Origin of the sequence: Micromonospora sp. H61 (genome assembly GCF_018070325.1) — a bacterium.
GTDB classification, from domain to species: Bacteria; Actinomycetota; Actinomycetes; order Mycobacteriales; family Micromonosporaceae; genus Micromonospora; species Micromonospora salmantinae.
This window is the reverse complement of record NZ_JAGPXY010000023.1, coordinates 30140-46342: the sequence shown is the minus strand read 5'-3', so window position 1 is coordinate 46342 and position 16203 is coordinate 30140. Positions and strand designations below refer to the sequence as shown.

The 16203-nt window shown below is 72.1% G+C and carries 15 protein-coding genes and 1 pseudogene; 13 read left to right on the top strand and 3 right to left on the bottom strand.

The genetic code is table 11. The annotated features are described in order from the left end of the window. The first annotated feature begins 94 nt into the window (after positions 1-94). From KBX08_RS14390 to KBX08_RS14345, 10 genes and pseudogenes are all read left to right on the top strand, one after another. A complete protein-coding gene (locus KBX08_RS14390; protein ID WP_247669392.1) occupies positions 95-1372 on the top strand; it encodes a serine hydrolase in 1278 nt (425 codons plus the stop codon). A 110-nt stretch (positions 1373-1482) separates the two neighbouring features. Next, on the top strand, positions 1483-2037 hold the full coding sequence (locus KBX08_RS14385; RefSeq protein ID WP_307850553.1) for a sigma-70 family RNA polymerase sigma factor: 555 nt from the start codon (positions 1483-1485) through the stop codon (positions 2035-2037). Continuing rightward, on the top strand, positions 2037-3047 hold the full coding sequence (locus KBX08_RS14380) for a CU044_5270 family protein (protein ID WP_210783990.1): 1011 nt from the start codon (positions 2037-2039) through the stop codon (positions 3045-3047). The genes KBX08_RS14385 and KBX08_RS14380 overlap by 1 nt, the downstream gene beginning before the upstream one ends. A 219-nt stretch (positions 3048-3266) precedes the next feature. Continuing rightward, entirely contained in the window at positions 3267-4370 is a 1104-nt protein-coding gene (gene ssd / locus KBX08_RS14375) for a septum site-determining protein Ssd (protein WP_210783989.1), read from the top strand. Between the two features lie 47 nt (positions 4371-4417). Further along, positions 4418-5561: pseudogene (locus tag KBX08_RS14370) on the top strand (TadA family conjugal transfer-associated ATPase). Next, entirely contained in the window at positions 5534-6841 is a 1308-nt protein-coding gene (locus KBX08_RS34705; RefSeq protein ID WP_307850552.1) for a hypothetical protein, read from the top strand. Before KBX08_RS14370 ends, KBX08_RS34705 begins: the two are co-directional and overlap by 28 nt. A 170-nt stretch (positions 6842-7011) precedes the next feature. Further along, positions 7012-7632, top strand: coding sequence for a type II secretion system F family protein (locus KBX08_RS14360; protein WP_210783988.1), 621 nt, complete (start codon positions 7012-7014; stop codon positions 7630-7632). 22 nt (positions 7633-7654) lie between these two features. After that, positions 7655-7822, top strand: a complete 168-nt coding sequence (locus KBX08_RS14355) for a DUF4244 domain-containing protein (protein WP_081883916.1) — start codon at positions 7655-7657, stop codon at positions 7820-7822. Between the two features lie 47 nt (positions 7823-7869). Then, on the top strand, positions 7870-8265 hold the full coding sequence (locus tag KBX08_RS14350) for a TadE family type IV pilus minor pilin (RefSeq protein ID WP_210784024.1): 396 nt from the start codon (positions 7870-7872) through the stop codon (positions 8263-8265). Positions 8266-8315: 50 nt separating this feature from the next. Continuing rightward, positions 8316-8678 carry an Rv3654c family TadE-like protein gene (locus KBX08_RS14345; protein ID WP_282102831.1) on the top strand — a complete coding sequence of 121 codons (363 nt, stop codon included), beginning with the start codon at positions 8316-8318 and terminating at the stop codon, positions 8676-8678. Between the two features lie 413 nt (positions 8679-9091). Here KBX08_RS14345 and KBX08_RS14340 read toward each other — a convergent pair whose 3' ends face one another. From KBX08_RS14340 to KBX08_RS14330, 3 genes are all read right to left on the bottom strand, one after another. Then, the gene (locus tag KBX08_RS14340; RefSeq protein ID WP_210783986.1) at positions 9092-9670 is read right to left on the bottom strand and encodes a hypothetical protein; all 579 of its coding nucleotides are present in this window, start codon (positions 9668-9670) and stop codon (positions 9092-9094) included. A gap of 165 nt (positions 9671-9835) precedes the next feature. After that, on the bottom strand, positions 9836-10045 hold the full coding sequence (locus KBX08_RS14335; protein ID WP_030334221.1) for a hypothetical protein: 210 nt from the start codon (positions 10043-10045) through the stop codon (positions 9836-9838). Between the two features lie 99 nt (positions 10046-10144). Further along, positions 10145-12517 (bottom strand): DEAD/DEAH box helicase, encoded by a 2373-nt coding sequence (locus KBX08_RS14330; protein WP_247669407.1) that lies wholly within the window; start codon positions 12515-12517, stop codon positions 10145-10147. Positions 12518-12705: 188 nt separating this feature from the next. Between KBX08_RS14330 and KBX08_RS14325 the strand changes: the two genes are divergently transcribed. From KBX08_RS14325 to KBX08_RS14315, 3 genes are all read left to right on the top strand, one after another. Beyond that, on the top strand, positions 12706-13062 hold the full coding sequence (locus tag KBX08_RS14325) for an STAS domain-containing protein (RefSeq protein WP_210783984.1): 357 nt from the start codon (positions 12706-12708) through the stop codon (positions 13060-13062). Next, complete coding sequence (locus KBX08_RS14320) at positions 13059-13496, top strand: ATP-binding protein (RefSeq protein ID WP_030334228.1); 438 nt, start codon at positions 13059-13061, stop codon at positions 13494-13496. The genes KBX08_RS14325 and KBX08_RS14320 overlap by 4 nt, the downstream gene beginning before the upstream one ends. Before the next feature lie 316 nt (positions 13497-13812). Beyond that, positions 13813-16173, top strand: coding sequence for a sodium-translocating pyrophosphatase (locus KBX08_RS14315; RefSeq protein ID WP_210783983.1), 2361 nt, complete (start codon positions 13813-13815; stop codon positions 16171-16173). Positions 16174-16203: the final 30 nt, after the last annotated feature.

Here is a 16203-nt window from a genome sequence, read left to right as displayed (position 1 = left end):
TGCTGCCACTGTCGCTGACCAGCTACCAGTTGATCTTTGCCTTCGGCCCGCCTGGTGCCAGTAGCTGGTTGGTCAAGGGGCCAGTACCGCTCGGATGGGGTTTCGTTTCCACCCCGTCGCGGACGGTGCGACCGCCGCCTGCCGTGTAATTTGCCAAACGGGACGAGCCGAGGAGGAACAGGTGGCTGCTGGCGGCTTTTCGTCGAAACGGCTGGCTCGGCTGCAAGGGTTGCTTGAGCGCCGCGTCGACTCCGGCTTCGTCCCGGGCATGGTGGTCGTCCTCGCCCGGCACGGCGAGGTGCACGTCGAGGCGACGGGTCGTCTCGCGTTCGAGGGTCCCGGGTCGCAGACGCCGATGGCGGTCGACACGATCTGTCGCCTGGGCTCGATGTCGAAGCCGATCGTCGCCGCGTGTGCGATGACCCTCGTCGAGGACTGCACCCTTCGCCTTGACGACCCGGTCGACGATCTCCTCCCGGAGCTGGCCGACATGACAGTGCTCGCTGATCCGCACGGCCCGCTGGACGACACCGTCCCGGCGAAACGCCCGATTACGCTGCGGGACGTCCTGGACGGCACCCTTGGCACCGGCATGGTCCCCGCCGAGCCGGGAACGGTCCCGATCGCCGACGCGCTGGACGCACTCGAATATCAGTCGCCGGCCGAGTGGATCCGCCAGCTCGGTGACCTTCCGCTCGTCCATCAGCCAGGTGAGCGCTGGATGTACGACACCGCCGCCAACGTGACCGGCGTGCTCATCTCCCGAGCCACCGGCATGTCCTTCGGGGATGCCGTGCGTGAGCGGATCTGCAAGCCGCTGGGAATGGCCGACACCGCCTTCAACGTGGGTAGCGAGAGCATCGGACGCTTCGCGACGGCGTACGAGCAGGACAACGCCGCCACCGGCGAGCCGGTCGTCGAAGATGCGCCCGACGGACGGTTCAGTCGACAGCGGATGTTCGAGTCCGGTGGCGGCGGGCTCGTCTCGACCGCCCAGGACTACCTGGCCTTCGCCTCGGCTCTGCTCGCCGGCGGCGCCCACCGCGGCGAGCGGGTGCTGTCGCGGCCGGCGGTGACGCTGATGACGAGCGACCACCTGACCCCGACGCAGAAGGCCGTCTCCGGGTTCTGGCCCGGGTACTTCGACGCCATCGGCTGGGGCTTCGGGATGTCGGTCCGGACCCGCCGCACACACCTCGGGCCCTCGGTCGGCAGCTACGGATGGCCCGGTTTCTACGGGACCGCCTGGTACAACGATCCCGCCGAGGACCTGACGACGATCGTGTTCATGCAGCGGGCGCACGCGGGCGACCAGCGGCTGGCGATGTGGCACGACTTCTGGACCACTGTCTACCAGGCGATCGACGACTGACCGCCGCGTTCGTTTTCCGTTGGGCGGCACCCGCCCTCGGCCGCCCGGTAATCCCGGGCCCCCCAGCGACACAAGCCACTGTGAGAGTCGCCGAGGCAATGGGGGTTCGGGTGGGTCCACCGGAGAAGCGGGACGAGGGCTGGTTCACCAGTCTCTACGCCGCCGAGTACGAGCACATAGTCCGATACGGTCTGCGCCGGCTCGCTGACCGGGATGCGTCCGCGGAGCTTGCCCAGGAGGTCTTCGTCGTCGCCTGGCGTCGCCGCGCCGAGGTGCCGGAGCGCAGCCTGCCCTGGCTGTACGGGGTGGCCCGGCGCCTTCTGGCAAACCAGTGGCGGTCTCGACGCACCGCACCGGACCTCCTTTCGATCACCGATGTCGACCTCGAGCGACTGGCCGGATCGTCGGGTGCCGACACGAGCGTCGGGGTCGCCGACATCTGGACTGCTCTGGCCACCCTCAACGACCTCGACCAGGAAATCCTCCGGCTGGTCGGCTGGGAGGAGCTGACGGTGTCCGAGGCGGCCAAGGTTCTCGGCTGCACCGGGGCGACCGCCGCGGTGCGCCTGCATCGCGCCCGCCGCCGTCTTGCCGAAGCGATGTCGGACCGGCCCGCGCAGACCCGGCGTAGCCCGGTGTTGGTGACCATTCGAGAGGATCTGTGATGTTCGGAGCAGAGCGCACCCGTACTCTTCTCGGCCCGGCCGACCCGGCCCGGAACGCCTCCGTCGGGCCACCGCTGGTCTCGGCGCGCGAGCTGATCGACCGCGCCGACGCTACCGAAACGGTCGCCGGGCGTCGTCGCGTACGACCGACCCGCCGGCTGGTCCTGACGGCCGGGACGCTGGCGGTCGCGGTCGGTGTCGTGGCGGTGCTCCAGCCGTTCGTCGGGGACGCACCGGATACTCCGGGCGAACCGGCGGCGGCAGCGGGGTTGGTGCTCGTGCCGGTCGCGTACCAGTTCGACGCGGATCCGCCGGCCGCCGGCCCGCAGCTGCGCATGCTGGCCGACAAGATCAAAGACGCGGCGTACGACCACCAGAGCGGCCGCTACATGTATCACCACACGAAGCTGTGGGGCGATCCGGTGATGACGTCCGCCGACGGCCGCCACCACGTGGCCTTCGCCAGCGAGACGAAGCTCTGGCAGGCCGCCGACGGGACCGGTAACCAGGTCAGCACCCAACTGGAGCCGCAGTACCCCGACCAGGAGTCTCGGGACTACTGGCAGCGCGAGAGCGCTGCGCGGCCAGCAGCCACCGGCACCCCCGCACCGGACGTCATTCCGCTGTCGCCCGAGGAGCTCAGGCCACTGTCGGCCGACCCGTCGGAGCTCCGGGAGCGGCTGAAGGTCGAGTACGGCGCGGGGGCGGCGAGCAAGTGGGTCGGCACGCTCTACGGGCAGTACGTCGTACCGCGTGCGACCCGAGCGGCGGTCCTGCGGGTCCTGGCCGACGTGCCCGGCTTCCGCTGGCGGGGGCAGGTCACGGACCGTGCCGGCCGCAAAGGAGTCGCCGTCACCTTCGACGACCGCGAACACGACCAGCAATCCCTTCTGATCTTCGATCCGAAGACGGGCGAATTGCTCGCCGATGAGCTGTTGACGCTGTCGCCCGTGCGGATCAGCTCGTACAAGGTGATCCTCGATACCGCCTGGTCGAATCAGCCCAGCTGACCACCGTCTTGCGGGGCCGCTCCTTTTGGGAGCGGCCCCGCTGTCTTTGCTCAGCGGCGCTAGCTGCGGAGTTGCCCGCGCCCGTAGCAGATCAACTTTCTCAGCGGGGGTTTTCCACAGGCCACCAGGTTGTCCACAGGCGACGACATCGCGACGGCTCGTGGGGCGGATTCCGAGCACTGTCGGCGGCATACCAGAGCCCGACCGCTGGAGGCCGCGATGCCACCCCGTACCACGGTTCCGCCGATCCGCCGGCTCCCGCTGGTCGTCACCGGCGACGACGATCTGCTCGACGATGTGCTCCGGCTCGCCGCCGTCGGCGGCACCGAGGTGGAGTTGGCCCGCGACCCAGCGGCTGCCCGTACCCGTTGGCTTCCCGCACCCCTGGTGCTGCTCGGCGCCGACCAGGCGCAGGCGTGCCTGCGCGCCCGGTTGCCGCAGCGGCCCCGGCTGGTGCTGCTCGGCCGGGCCGGTCAGCTCGACCCCGGCTGGCAGATCGCCGAGCTGATCGGGGCCGAGCACGTCGCCACGCTGCCGGCCGCGGAGCCGTGGCTGGTCGACCGGTTCGCCGAGCATGATCCGGGCCGTCCGGCCGGCGTCGGCGCCCGGGTCGTCGCTGTCCTTGGGGGTCGGGGCGGTGCGGGCGCGAGTGTGCTCGCCGGTGGTCTTGCGGTGACCGCCGCGCGGGCCCGGCTGCGCACTCTCCTGGTCGACGCCGACCCACTTGGTGGTGGCCTCGACCTCGTGCTGGGCTGGGAGCAGTTGGAGGGTCTGCGCTGGCCGTCGCTCACCAGCGCCGACGGACGGGTGGACGCCCCGGCGCTGGTGCAGGCCCTGCCCAGCCGGGGTGATCTCGTGGTGCTCTCCTGGGACCGCGGCGAGATGCTGCCGTTGCCGCCGACGGCGAGGGCGGCGACCGTCGACGCGGCCCGGCGTGGGCGGGACTTCGTGGTGATCGACCTGCCCCGACAGTTGGACGATGCGGCAGTGGTGGCGCTGCAAGCCGCCGACCAGGCGTTCGTCGTCGTGCCGGCCGAGTTGCGCGCTACCGCTGCGGCCACTCGGGTGGTGGCCGCAGCCGCCCCGCACTGCGCTGCGCTCTCGGTGGTGGTGCGCGGGCCTGCGCCAGGGCGGTTGCGGGCGTCCGAGGTGGCACGCGCGCTGGGCCTTCCCTTGGCCGGCACGCTGCGCCCCGAGCCGGGGCTCTGCCGTGGGCTGGAACGGGGCGAGGCGCCGGCCGCCGGGGGCAAGGGCCCACTTGCCGCGCTCTGCCAACGGATCGTCACCGACCTCACCGGCGTGCCGGCTACGGGTGCGGCATGACCGCCGGGCCGGAGGACGGCACGCTCGCCGCCCGGGTACGGCAGCGGATCGCGGCAGCCACCACCCCGGTCACCGCGGCGGCCATCGTTTCCGCGGTACGGGCCGAGCCCGCCGCCGCAGTGCTCGGCCCCGACCCCCAAGGACAGCGACGACCTCGTCGGCGCCGGGCCGTTGGCGCCGCTGCTGGCCGACCCGGAGGTCACCGACGTCCTCGTCAACGGCGCCCGGGTCTGGGTCGACCGCGGATCGGGGCTGCAGCAGGTCGCCGTCCCGATGGGCTCGGTGGAGGACGTCCGCCGGTTGGCGCAGCGGCTGATCGCCAGCGCGGGGCGGCGGCTCGACGACGGCTCCCCGTACGCGGACGCGCGGCTTCCCGATGGCACCCGACTGCACGCCGTGCTGCCGCCGGTGGCGACCGAAGGTCCCTATCTGTCGCTGCGGACCTTCCGACACCGGCCGTTCACCCTCGACGAGTTGGTGCGCCAGGGGACCGTGCCGCGACCGTTGGCACCACTGCTCGCTGCCGTCGTGGCGGCCCGGTTGGCGTACCTGGTGACCGGGGGTACCGGGTCAGGCAAGACGACGCTGCTCAACACGTTGCTGGGAATGGTGCCGGCCACCGAACGGATCGTGCTGGTGGAGGACGCCGCCGAGCTGCGCCCGGGGCATCCGCACGTGGTGGGGCTCCAGGCGCGTACCGCCAATGTGGAGGGCACGGGCGTGGTCAGCCTGGCGGACCTGGTCCGACAGGCGTTGCGGATGCGCCCGGACCGGCTGGTGGTCGGGGAGTGCCGGGGCGGTGAGGTGGTCGATCTCCTGGCCGCGCTCAACACCGGCCATGACGGGGGCGCCGGCACCCTGCACGCCAACACACCGTCGGACGTGCCGGCCCGGTTGGAGGCCCTGGGCATGTTGGGTGGGCTGCCTCGCGCCGCGCTGCACGCCCAGGTGGCCGCCGCGTTGCAGGTGCTGTTCCAGGTGCGACGAAGCAACCGGGGTCGTGTCCTGGAGTCGGTCTGCCTGCTGCTGCCCGAGGGGCCCGAACGGTTGGTGACGGTGGTGCCCGCCTGGGTACGCGGCAGTGGGCTCGGGCTCGCCGCCCGTGCCCTCGGGGCGCTGCTGCGGGAGCGTGGGGTGGCGGTGCCGCCCATCCTCAGCGAGCCATGGCCCGGATCGGCGGGTCCGGCATGACCGGCGAGACGATGCTGGTGGCGGCACTGCTCCTGGTCGCCGCTGCCCTGGTGGCGTGGCCGGTGCGGAGCATTCGGTCCCGTCGACGTCGCGTGCTGGCACCGGGGCGGAGGGCCGGCGGCGTCGATCCGGATGACGCCCTGGTGCAGTGGATCAGGGAACTCGGTCGCACGCCGGACGGGCCGGTCGACGGCACCGCCCCGACCAACGGTCATCCGATCGACGTCGCGTGCGAGTCGGCGACTACTGCGGGTGCCAACGGAAGACGGACGGCACTCGGCTGGCCCGACCGGGACGTCACCCGCAGCCCGAGGTGGCCGGGAGCGGCAGACAGGTTCACGCGTCCGTTGGGCCCGACGCGCCCGCCGGCCCGTCGGGATCCCCGACGCCCGACCGGCACCGCCCGCCCGGAAGCGCCCCCCACCATGCTCGACGTCGAACAACGGCCGGCGGCCACGGTCACGATCGGTGTCAGCGGTGTGGACGCGGCCGGTCGGAACGAGGTCTCCGGGCCGGCAACCGCCGATGGGCACGGCGACCTGGACGCCGGCTGTCGGGGCGACGCGTCCGCCGGGGCGGCGTCCGACGGGTGCGCGATCGTCGATTGCCGCGCCCACGGGCGCGTCAGCCCGACCGACAGGACGCCGGGTGCGCCTCCGTCGGTGCGCATCTCGCGATCGACGACCCGCGTGCTGCCGGTGGTCGGTCTGCTCGGTGGCGGTGTGGGTGCCGTGGTCGGCGGTCCGGTGGCCGCGGTCGCGATGGCCGGGTACGCAACGCTGGCCGTGCGCGCCGCGCTGCGTCGGCGAGTGAACCGGAGCGCCGAGCGGGACCGACGACGTGGGCTGGACCAGCTCTGCGGCCTCGCGGCGGATTTGCGGGCCGGCCTGCCCGTCCCACACACGCTCGGCGTCACGGCCGTTCAGGGTGACGGGGCGAGCCGCCTACGTCAGCTGACCTCGGCGGCGGTGCGGTTGGCCGACCGGACCGGTGCGCCGTTGGCGGAGCTTCTGGAGCGGATCGAGGCGGACGCTCGGGCGACCGACCGGGGTCTGGCCGCGGCGGCGGCCCAGGCGGCCGGTGCCCGGGCCACGGCCTGGCTACTGGCGGCCCTGCCGCTTGGCGGGATCGGGCTGGGGTACGGCATCGGCGTCGACCCCATGTGGGTGCTCCTGCACAGCACGATCGGCGGCGCTAGCGCGGTTGTCGCGGTCGCCCTTCAGGTCGTGGGCCTCCTCTGGACGGAACGGCTGGGCGCGACACCGGGGCGGGCCGGATGACGGCCCGAGGCCCAGCCGGCCAGCCCGGCGGGGCCCGAGGCCCAGCCGGCCAGCCCGGCGCCGCCGGCCAACCTAGCTCCGGGAGGCAACGCAGCTGGGCCGGCCAGCGCAGCGCAGCCGACCGGCCCAGCTCAGCGAGCCAAGCCCACTGGGCGAGCCAGCCCAGCTCGGTGAGCCAGCCCAGCTCAACCAGGCGGCGGCCGGACGCGATCCGCCTCGTGGCGGTGTTGGCTGGGCTCGCCGTGGCCATCGTCGTGGAGGGCTGGCTCGGGCTGCTCGGCGCTGTTCCGGCCGCGTTCCTGCTCGATGTCCTGTTGCGGCGGATCGAGTCGCCCGCTGTGCGTAGGCGGCGGCAGCAGGAGGCCGCCGACCTACCGCTCGCCGCCGACCTTCTGGCCGCGGCCATGCGGGCGGGTGCGCCGGTGGATCGCTCGGTGTTGGCCGTCGCCGAGGCACTGGACGGGGCGCTCGCCGGCCGGTTGGCCCGTGTTGGCCGCACGCTGCTGCTTGGTGGTGGCCCAGCGGAGGCATGGTCCGCGCTGGACGGCGTGCCCGGCGCGGAGCGCCTCACCGCGGCGGCGTTGCGCTCGGCCAACAGTGGTGCCGCCCTGGCCGGCGCCCTGACCCGGCTCGCCGACGACCTGCGCGCCGACCGGGCCACCGCTGCCGAGGCATCGGCCCGCCGGGCGGGTGTGCTCATCGTTCTGCCGCTGGGGCTCTGCTTCCTGCCGGCGTTCATTCTCGCCGGACTCGTGCCGGTGATCGTCGCCGTCCTCGGCGACGTGCTCTGACCCATCGAGAAGGGAAACAGTCATGCGCAAACTCATCGCTCGCCTGCGCGGCGATGCCGGGATGAACACGGCCGAGTACGCCGTGGGTACCCTCGCCGCGGTCGCCTTCGCCGGGATCCTGTTGAAGGTGCTGACCTCCGGCAACGTCCAGTCGGCGCTGACCGCCGTCATCGACCGGGCACTGAAGTGATCGAGCGCCGGCCGGCCGGCCGCGATCCAGGGTCGAGTGTTCCCGGGCTGGCGGCACGCGCCGGGCGGAGACTTCACGTCCTCGCGCGGACCGTTGGCGGGGACCGGGGGTCCTTCACCGCCGAACTGGCGGCCGGCCTGCCGGCGCTGCTCCTGCTCCTGCTGGTCGGCCTGACCGCTGTCAACGCCGTCAGCGCACAGGCGGGCTGCCTGCACGCGGCCCGGGAGGCTGCGCTCGCCGCCGCCCGGGGCGCGGACGGCAGCGCGGAGGGTGGCCGTGCGGCGCCGCCGGGCGCGACGGTTTCGGTGTCCGTCGACGGCGACCGGGTGCAGGCGACGGTACGGGCCCCCGTCCGGACGCTGGGCGGCCGGTTACCGCGAATCACAGTGGTCGCCACCGCCGTCGCCGCCGTCGAACCGGGCGCTCACGAGGGGAGTTGGTAGTGCGAACAGATCCATCACCCCGCGCCGGTGGAGAACCGGCTGCCGGAGGGCTGGTTGCTGGCCGGCCGGACCGCCAGCGAGGTGGCGCGACGGTCCTGCTGCTGGCGATGGGGCTCGTATTCGTGGTGTTCGGGACGTTCGGCGCCGCCATCGTCGCCGCCGGAATGGCGAGTCAGCGGGCGGCGGTAGCAGCCGACCTCGGCGCGCTGGCCGGGGCGGCCCGAGCGCTCGACGGCGACGTGGTGGCCTGCGCGTCCGCTGCTGACCTGGCCGGTCGCAACAATGGCCGGCTGGTCGGCTGCCACCTCGACGGGTTGGACGTGCTGGTGACGGTCGAGGTGGCGTTCACGCCACTACCCGGCCTGACCCGGGTGGCCGCGGCGAGCGCCCGCGCCGGCCCGGTGCGGGGCTGACCCGCACTGGCCGGCGCCTGCTCAAGGAGCCAACGGCCCTGGTGGGATTGGTGGGTGCTGTGGAGCTGAATCGGTTAGGACATCAAGGGTGATGCGTTTACGACATCAGCTCCAAAGGGAGACCGGACCCGTCAGGGGCCGAGTCACCAACGGCCTCGCGCCTGAGGAGGGTCCAACGGCGCGCCGGCAGGGGCGTGCGGTCCAACGGCCTCCCGCCCGGGAGCGCGGTCCCCGACGGCCTCCCGCCCGGGAGCGCGGTCCAACGGCCTGCCGGCCGGGCGCGGCCAGAGCAGAGCGCGGCCTGCCGGCCGGGACCTGGTCGAGGTCCCGGTCCCGGCCGGCAGCCGAGGATTGGGTGGCTGCTACGGCGACCGTGGAGGGTCGCCGCGCCGCCCTGGTCCGGGCCGGGTGTGTCAGCGGGCCTGGAGCGCGTCGAGGGCGACGGCCATCGCGATGACCAGGCGACGGTCGATCTGCGGGTTCTGCACCTCGACGACGTACTTGTCGCGCAGGCCCCACTTCTTGACCACGGTGAAGACCGGCTGGCCGTTCGCGGTGAAGTCGAAGTGGTACGGCAGCCAGGACAGCGAGTCGACGAATCGACGCAGCAGTGCCACCGGCATGCTGCGCTCCTGGCCCGTCACCTGCGGCAGGCCGCCCTGCTCGACGTGCCAGGTGGACCGCAGCAGCGACTGGGCGAAGTCCTTGCGGAACAGGCCGATCGGGTTGCCGGCCGCGTCGGTGACGTCGTAGGTGGCGCCGAGGTCGATGCGCTGGCGGGCCTTGAAGCCGAGCAGGGGCTGCTGCTTGGAGTCGTCCGTGTAGATGGTCACCTGCTCCTTGAAGGCGAGCCGCTTCTGCTGCGCGAACGCCAGCAGCTCACCCTCGGTGCCGTCGGGGGAGACCGCCCGGACCTCGTACTGGTTGACCATCATGCGCAGTCGCTGGCGGATGTGGAACTGGTGCTGGCCCTGCAAGTTGTCGAGCTGCATGTGTACTCCTCTGGGGGTTGGTGCGCCGGAGTCTCGCACAGCCCGACAAGTGCCGCCCTCCCCGCTGTCCATGATCAGTTGCTGCTGGGTAGCCGTCGAGGTCGCCGGACGACTACCCAGCCCGGAGTGATCACTGGTGCCCTGGCAGGATCGCTCCGGGAGACCTCAGCGACTGTCGACGGAGGTCGCGGCCCGCAGCGCCCAGGTGTTAAGGACCTGGTGGATGCCGCGCAGCCGCTCGTTGATCTGTTCCAGCCGTTCCGCCTGGGCCAGGGCGGCCAGTGCCGACCCCAGCGCGATCTGCTGGTCGAGGGTGAGATTGTCCTGGTCGATGGTGTAGAGCAGGTCGACGGTCTCGGCGATGGTGTCGGCCACAGCTTCTCCTCGGGCACGGGGGGCGATCAGCAACATTGGCATCGATGGAAGCGCTCCCACATCATTGTGCCCCGTGCCATGCCGATTCATGCAAGCCGCTCAGTCCGGCAGGTTCGCCAACACCACGTCGAGGACCCGGATCGCGTCCGGCTTGGAGAGCGGGTTGTTGCCGTTGCCGCACTTCGGTGACTGCACGCAGGACGGGCAGCCGGCGTCGCAGCCGCACTCCGCGATCGCGTCCCGGGTGGCCCGCAGCCACGCCGCCGCCGTTCCGTACGCCCGCTCGGCGAACCCGGCACCGCCCGGATGCCCGTCGTAGACGAAGACGGTCGGCGCCTCGGTGTCCGGGTGCAGCGCGGTGGAGAGCCCACCGATGTCCCACCGGTCGCAGGTGGCCATCAGCGGCAGCAGGCCGATCGCGGCGTGTTCGGCGGCGTGCAGCGCACCCGGCACGTCGGCCGGCTGGACCCCGGCGAGGGCCAACGACTGCGGTGACAGGGTGAACCAGACCGCCACCGTGCGCAGCTCCCGGGCGGGCAGGTCGAGCGGTCGGGTGTCGATCACCTCGCCGGTGGCGATCCGCCGCCGCTGGTACGACACCACCTGGCTGGTCACATCCACCTCGCCGAGGAACATGCCGACCGGCCCGGCGTCCACGTAGGAGCGCACCGACACCACGGACACGTCGGTGACGTCGCGGGCGTGGGTGGACCAGTCCGGCTCTTCGGCGCGCACCAGCGCGCAACCGTCGGCCAGGTCGAGTTGGTCGACCACGTACGAGACGCCCTGGTGCAGATAGATCGCGCCGGAGTGCAGCAGGAAGTGCGACGAGCCGCCGTCGACAGTGCCGAGCAGCCGACCGGTCGACGACTCCACCACGGCGACCGGGGCGCCGCCCTCGCCGCGCAGGTCGACCTCGGGCCGCTCCCGGTGCCGCCAGTACCAACCGGTGGGCCGCTGCCGCAGCGCCCCCGCCGCGACCAGTTGGTCGACCGCCTCCTTCGCCCCCTCACCGAAGAGCACCAGGTCGGCCGGGGTGAGCGGCGCCTCCACCGCGGCGCAGGCCAGCTGCGGTGCCAGCACGTACGGGTTGGCCGGGTCGAGCACCGTCGCCTCCACCGGCGCGCCGAAGATCGCCTCCGGGTGGTGCACCAGGTAGGTGTCCAGGGGGTCGTCCCGGGCCACCAGCACCGCGAGGGCCTCCTGCCCGGAACGCCCGGCGCGGCCCGCCTGCTGCCACAGCGACGCCCGGGTGCCCGGGTAGCCGCAGATCAGCACCGCGTCGAGCCCGACCAGGTCCACGCCCAGCTCCAGCGCGTTGGTGGAGGCCAGGCCGAGCAGGTCGCCGTGCAGCAGGGCCCTTTCCAGCTCGCGCCGCTCCTCCCGCAGGTAACCGCCCCGGTAGGCGGCCACCCGGTCACCGAGCCCCGGCACCGCGTCGTCCAGCGCTCGACGCGCGTTGGCGGCCACCACCTCGGCGCCCTTGCGGGAGCGGACGAACGCGAGGGTGCGTACCCCCTCGGCGACCGTGTCGGCGAGCAGGTCCGCGGTCTCGCGCAGCGCCGACCGACGGACCTGGTGAAGCTCGTCGTGCTCGCCGGTCGCCTGCGGCGGCACCGGAGAAGAGGCCGACGAGTCGGGTGGCAGCAGCGGCGGTTCCCAGAGCGCGAAGGTCACCCCGCCACGGGGGGAGGCGTCCTCGGTGACCGCTGTCACCGGCAGGCCGGTCAGCCGTCCGGCAGCGGTGGCCGGGTCGCCGGAGGTGGCCGAGGCGAGCACGAACACCGGGGTGGCCCCGAACCGGGCGCACTGCCGGCGCAGCCGACGCAGCACGTGCGCGACGTGCGAGCCGAACACGCCCCGGTAGGTGTGGCACTCGTCGATCACCACGTACGCGAGTCGGCGCAGGAAGCCGGACCATTGGGCGTGCCCGGGCAGGATGCCGTGGTGCAGCATGTCCGGGTTGGTCAGCACGAACCGGGAGTGCCGGCGGATCCACTCCCGCTCGGTGCGCGGAGTGTCCCCGTCGTAGCAGGCGGGGCGTACCCCCTCCAGCTCCAGCGCGGCGACGGCGCGCAGTTGGTCGGCGGCGAGCGCCTTGGTCGGCGCCAGGTAGAGCACCGTGGCCCGGGGGTCGGCGAGCACTGTGGCCAGGGCGGGCAGCTGGTACGCCAGTGACTTGCCGGACGCGGTGCCGGTGGCGACGACCACGTGCTGGCCCTCGTACGCCAGGTTGGCCGCCTCGGCCTGGTGTTGCCAGGGCGCGACCACGCCGCGTCGGGTGAACGCCGTGCGCAACTCCGCCGGTGCCCACGACGGCCACGGCGCGGGCACCCCGGCGCGGGCCGGCACCCGCTCGACGTGGGTGACCGGGTCGGCGGCGCCCCGGGCGCGTAGCCGGCGCAGCAGGTCGGCCGGGGCTGGCCCGGGGCCGGGACCAGCGGATACGGTGGCCGCGGACGACGACTCCAGGTCGTGGCGCGGCGTGCCGCGCGCGGAGCTGAAGTCGTTGGAGGTCACGCCCTGCACTCTCGCACTGGTGTTCGGAGATGAAAAGTCGGACACCGGGGTAAGGGGAAGCCTCCGCTGGCGTCCGCAGGCCGTCCCGGCGGTAGTGGTTAGATGCCCACGAGAGTTTACGGCTCTGGCGAGGAGGACCGATGGAGCTGTCACTGGCGACCCGCACCGTGGGAGAGCACACGGTGCTCGAGGTCGGTGGTGAGGTGGACGTCTACACCGCGCCCCGGCTCCGTGAACGACTCCTCGAACTGATCGACGGTGGCGCCCGTCACGTGGTGGTCGACCTCGGTCGGGTGGACTTCCTCGACTCCACCGGTCTGGGCGTGCTGGTCGGCGCGCTCAAGCGGCTCCGCTCGGCCGCCGGTTCGTTCGCGCTGGTCTGCGACAAGGAACCGCTGCTCAAGATCTTCCGGATCACCGCGCTGGACCAGGTGTTTCCGCTGCACCCGACGGTCGACGCGGCGATCAGCGCCGACTCGGCGGGCGCCGGCGCGTGATGGCGACAGTCAAGCTCTCCTTCTCGCCCGCCCCGGTGCACGTGCGCACCGCCCGCCTGGTCGGCGTCGCCGTCGCCCGGCGGGCCGGGGTGCGTGAGGACCTGCTGGACGAGGTGCGCCTGGCCATCGGTGAGGCGTGCACGCGCGCGGTGGCCCTGCACCGGCAGTACGGCCTGGCCGACCCGGTGCTGGTGGAGATGTCCGACGGTGGCTCGTACGCAGTGCGGGTGGTGGACCGGGCGCCGATCGAGGCGGGTATCGGTCTGACCGCGCTGCCGCCGGACGAATTGGCCAACGAGTCGCTGACCGATGAGGCGCTGACCACCGGCGTCGGCTTCGCGCTGCTCGCCGGCTTCGTCGAGGACCTCCAGGTGCGCCCGGTCGACGAGGGCATCGGCACCGAGGTACGGATGGTGTGGCCCGTCGGCCGCTGATCAGTTCCGCTGCGTAGGCCGCGTCCCCTGCCGGGGATGCGGCCTTCTTTGCATGGATGGGGCCCTATATCAGATTTCGTTTCATAACACAGCGACGAAGATCATCGCGACACGGTGCCACCTGGGTGTGACCTCCAACACTGCGGAGGGCTACAGTACCCGGGTTGTCAGCAAGTGACCTATCCCGCAGCCAGCGGGTATGGGTGTTCATCGCTGGTCCGCTGGTGGGTTGGCGCGCGCTTGCGAGTCCGCATCCAGGCGTCGGTCAGTGCGTCTCCACTCACCGGCGCGATTGTTCGGTAACAGGAGGACACAGATGTCCGAGACCTTGGCCGCCGACGGCGGCGGGCTTTCCCTTACCGGAAGCAATGTCACCTACGTCGTCATCGCCGCGGTTGTCGCGCTGGTGGCACTCGGTTTCGCTGCCGCCCTGACGAAAACGGTGCTGGCCGCTGGTAAGGGCACCGAGAAAATGCAGGAGATCTCGGGGGCGGTCCAGGAGGGCGCCTCGGCCTACCTGCTCCGGCAATTCCGCACCCTGGCGATCTTCGTCGTCGTCGCCGTCGTGCTGCTCTTCCTGCTTCCGGTGCACGACACCGATGGCAGTGAGCTGGCCGTGAAGATCGGCCGTTCGCTCTTCTTCGTGGTGGGCGCCCTGTTCAGCGCGTTCATCGGCGGCGCCGGCATGTGGTTGGCCACCCGCGCCAACCTGCGCGTGGCCGCCGCCGCGCGGGAGCGAGCAGGTGGCCGCGAGGCCGCCATGAAGATCGCTTTCCGGACCGGCGGCGTCGTCGGCTTCCTCACCGTCGGCCTCGGCCTCTTCGGTGCGGCGCTGGTCGTCCTCGTCTACCGGGGTGACGCGCCCACAGTGCTGGAGGGCTTCGGCTTCGGCGCCGCGCTGCTCGCGATGTTCATGCGGGTCGGCGGCGGCATCTTCACCAAGGCCGCCGACGTCGGCGCCGACCTGGTCGGCAAGGTCGAGCAGGGCATCCCCGAGGATGACCCGCGCAACGCCGCCACCATCGCCGACAACGTGGGCGACAACGTCGGTGACTGCGCCGGCATGGCCGCCGACCTGTTCGAGTCGTACGCGGTCACGCTGGTCGCCGCGCTGATCCTCGGCCGCGCCGCCTTCGGCGAGCAGGGCCTGGTCTTCCCGCTGATCATCTCCACCATCGGCGTGCTGATCGCGATCGTCGGCGTCTTCATCACCCGGCTGCGCGCGTCCGACCGTAACGCCCTGACCGCGATCAACCGGGCCTTCTATCTGTCTGCGGTGCTCTCCGCGGTGCTGGTGGCGATCGCCGCGTACGCGTACCTGCCGGCGACGTTCGGCGAGTTCGACAGTGGCCTCACCGACGCCACCGGCAATCCGCGACTGGTGGCCATCGGCGCGGTCGTGATCGGCATCGTGCTGGCCGCCGCGATCCAGGCGCTGACCGGCTACTTCACCGAAACCAAGCGCCGACCGGTGCAGGACATCGGCAAGAGCTCGCAGACCGGTGCGGCGACAGTGATCCTGGCCGGCATCAGCATCGGCCTGGAGTCGGCTGTCTACTCGGCGCTGCTGATCGGCGCCGGCGTCTTCGGCGCCTTCCTGCTCGGCGGCAGCTCCATCACGCTGTCGCTGTTCGCTGTGGCGCTGGCCGGCACCGGCCTGCTCACCACTGTCGGCGTGATCGTCGCGATGGACACCTTCGGGCCGATCTCCGACAACGCCCAGGGCATCGCCGAGATGTCCGGCGACATCGACGAGCACGGCGCTCGCACGCTGACCGAGCTGGACGCGGTCGGCAACACCACCAAGGCGATCACCAAGGGCATCGCGATCGCCACGGCGGTGCTCGCCGCGACCGCGCTGTTCGGCTCGTACACCGACACGCTCAGCAGCGCGTACGCGACGGCCGGCGTGGGCGACGTCGGCAACGAGATCCTCAACGCGCTGAACGTGGCGAACCCGCGCAACCTGGTCGGCCTGATCATCGGCGCAGCGGTGGTCTTCCTCTTCTCCGGGCTGGCCATCAACGCGGTGTCCCGCTCGGCCGGCGCCGTGGTGATGGAGGTCCGCCGGCAGTTCCGTGAGCTGCCCGGCATCATGGACGGCACCCAGCGCCCGGAGTACGGCAAGGTCGTCGACATCTGCACCCGGGACGCGCAGCGCGAGCTGATGACCCCCGGCCTGCTCGCCATCCTGGCGCCGATCGCTGTCGGCTTCGGCCTCGGGCCCGGCGCGCTCGCGGCGTACCTGGCCGGTGCGATCGGTGCCGGCACGCTGATGGCGGTGTTCCTGTCCAACTCCGGTGGGGCCTGGGACAACGCCAAGAAGCTTGTCGAGGACGGCGCGTACGGCGGCAAGGGCTCCGAGGCGCACGCCGCCACTGTCATCGGCGACACCGTCGGTGACCCGTTCAAGGACACCGCCGGCCCGGCGATCAACCCGCTGCTCAAGGTGATGAACCTGGTCTCGCTGCTGATCGCTCCCGCCGTGGTGGCCTGGAGCGTCGGCGACGAGCGCAACGTCGGCCTGCGGGTCGGCATCGCGCTGGTCGCGACGCTGATCATCGTGGCGTCGGTGGTGTTCAGCAAGCGCAAGGGCATCGCGATGTCCGACTCGGACGCCGATGGCAGCACCGGCGCGGGCAGCACCGATCACCGCCCGGAGACGGTAAACGCCTGATCCAGGAACGGCCCGATGCCACACCTGGCC

Bases quoted from the DNA above. Each gene is read 5' to 3' on its own strand.
- KBX08_RS14390 (WP_247669392.1), top strand. From the start codon at position 95: ATGGGGTTTCGTTTCCACCCCGTCGCGGACGGTGCGACCGCCGCCTGC.
- KBX08_RS14380 (WP_210783990.1), top strand. From the start codon at position 2,037: ATGTTCGGAGCAGAGCGCACCCGTACTCTTCTCGGCCCGGCCGACCCG.
- ssd (WP_210783989.1), top strand. From the start codon at position 3,267: ATGCCACCCCGTACCACGGTTCCGCCGATCCGCCGGCTCCCGCTGGTC.
- KBX08_RS34705 (WP_307850552.1), top strand. From the start codon at position 5,534: ATGGCCCGGATCGGCGGGTCCGGCATGACCGGCGAGACGATGCTGGTG.
- KBX08_RS14355 (WP_081883916.1), top strand. From the start codon at position 7,655: ATGCGCAAACTCATCGCTCGCCTGCGCGGCGATGCCGGGATGAACACG.
- KBX08_RS14340 (WP_210783986.1), bottom strand. From the start codon at position 9,670: ATGCAGCTCGACAACTTGCAGGGCCAGCACCAGTTCCACATCCGCCAG.
- KBX08_RS14325 (WP_210783984.1), top strand. From the start codon at position 12,706: ATGGAGCTGTCACTGGCGACCCGCACCGTGGGAGAGCACACGGTGCTC.
- KBX08_RS14315 (WP_210783983.1), top strand. From the start codon at position 13,813: ATGTCCGAGACCTTGGCCGCCGACGGCGGCGGGCTTTCCCTTACCGGA.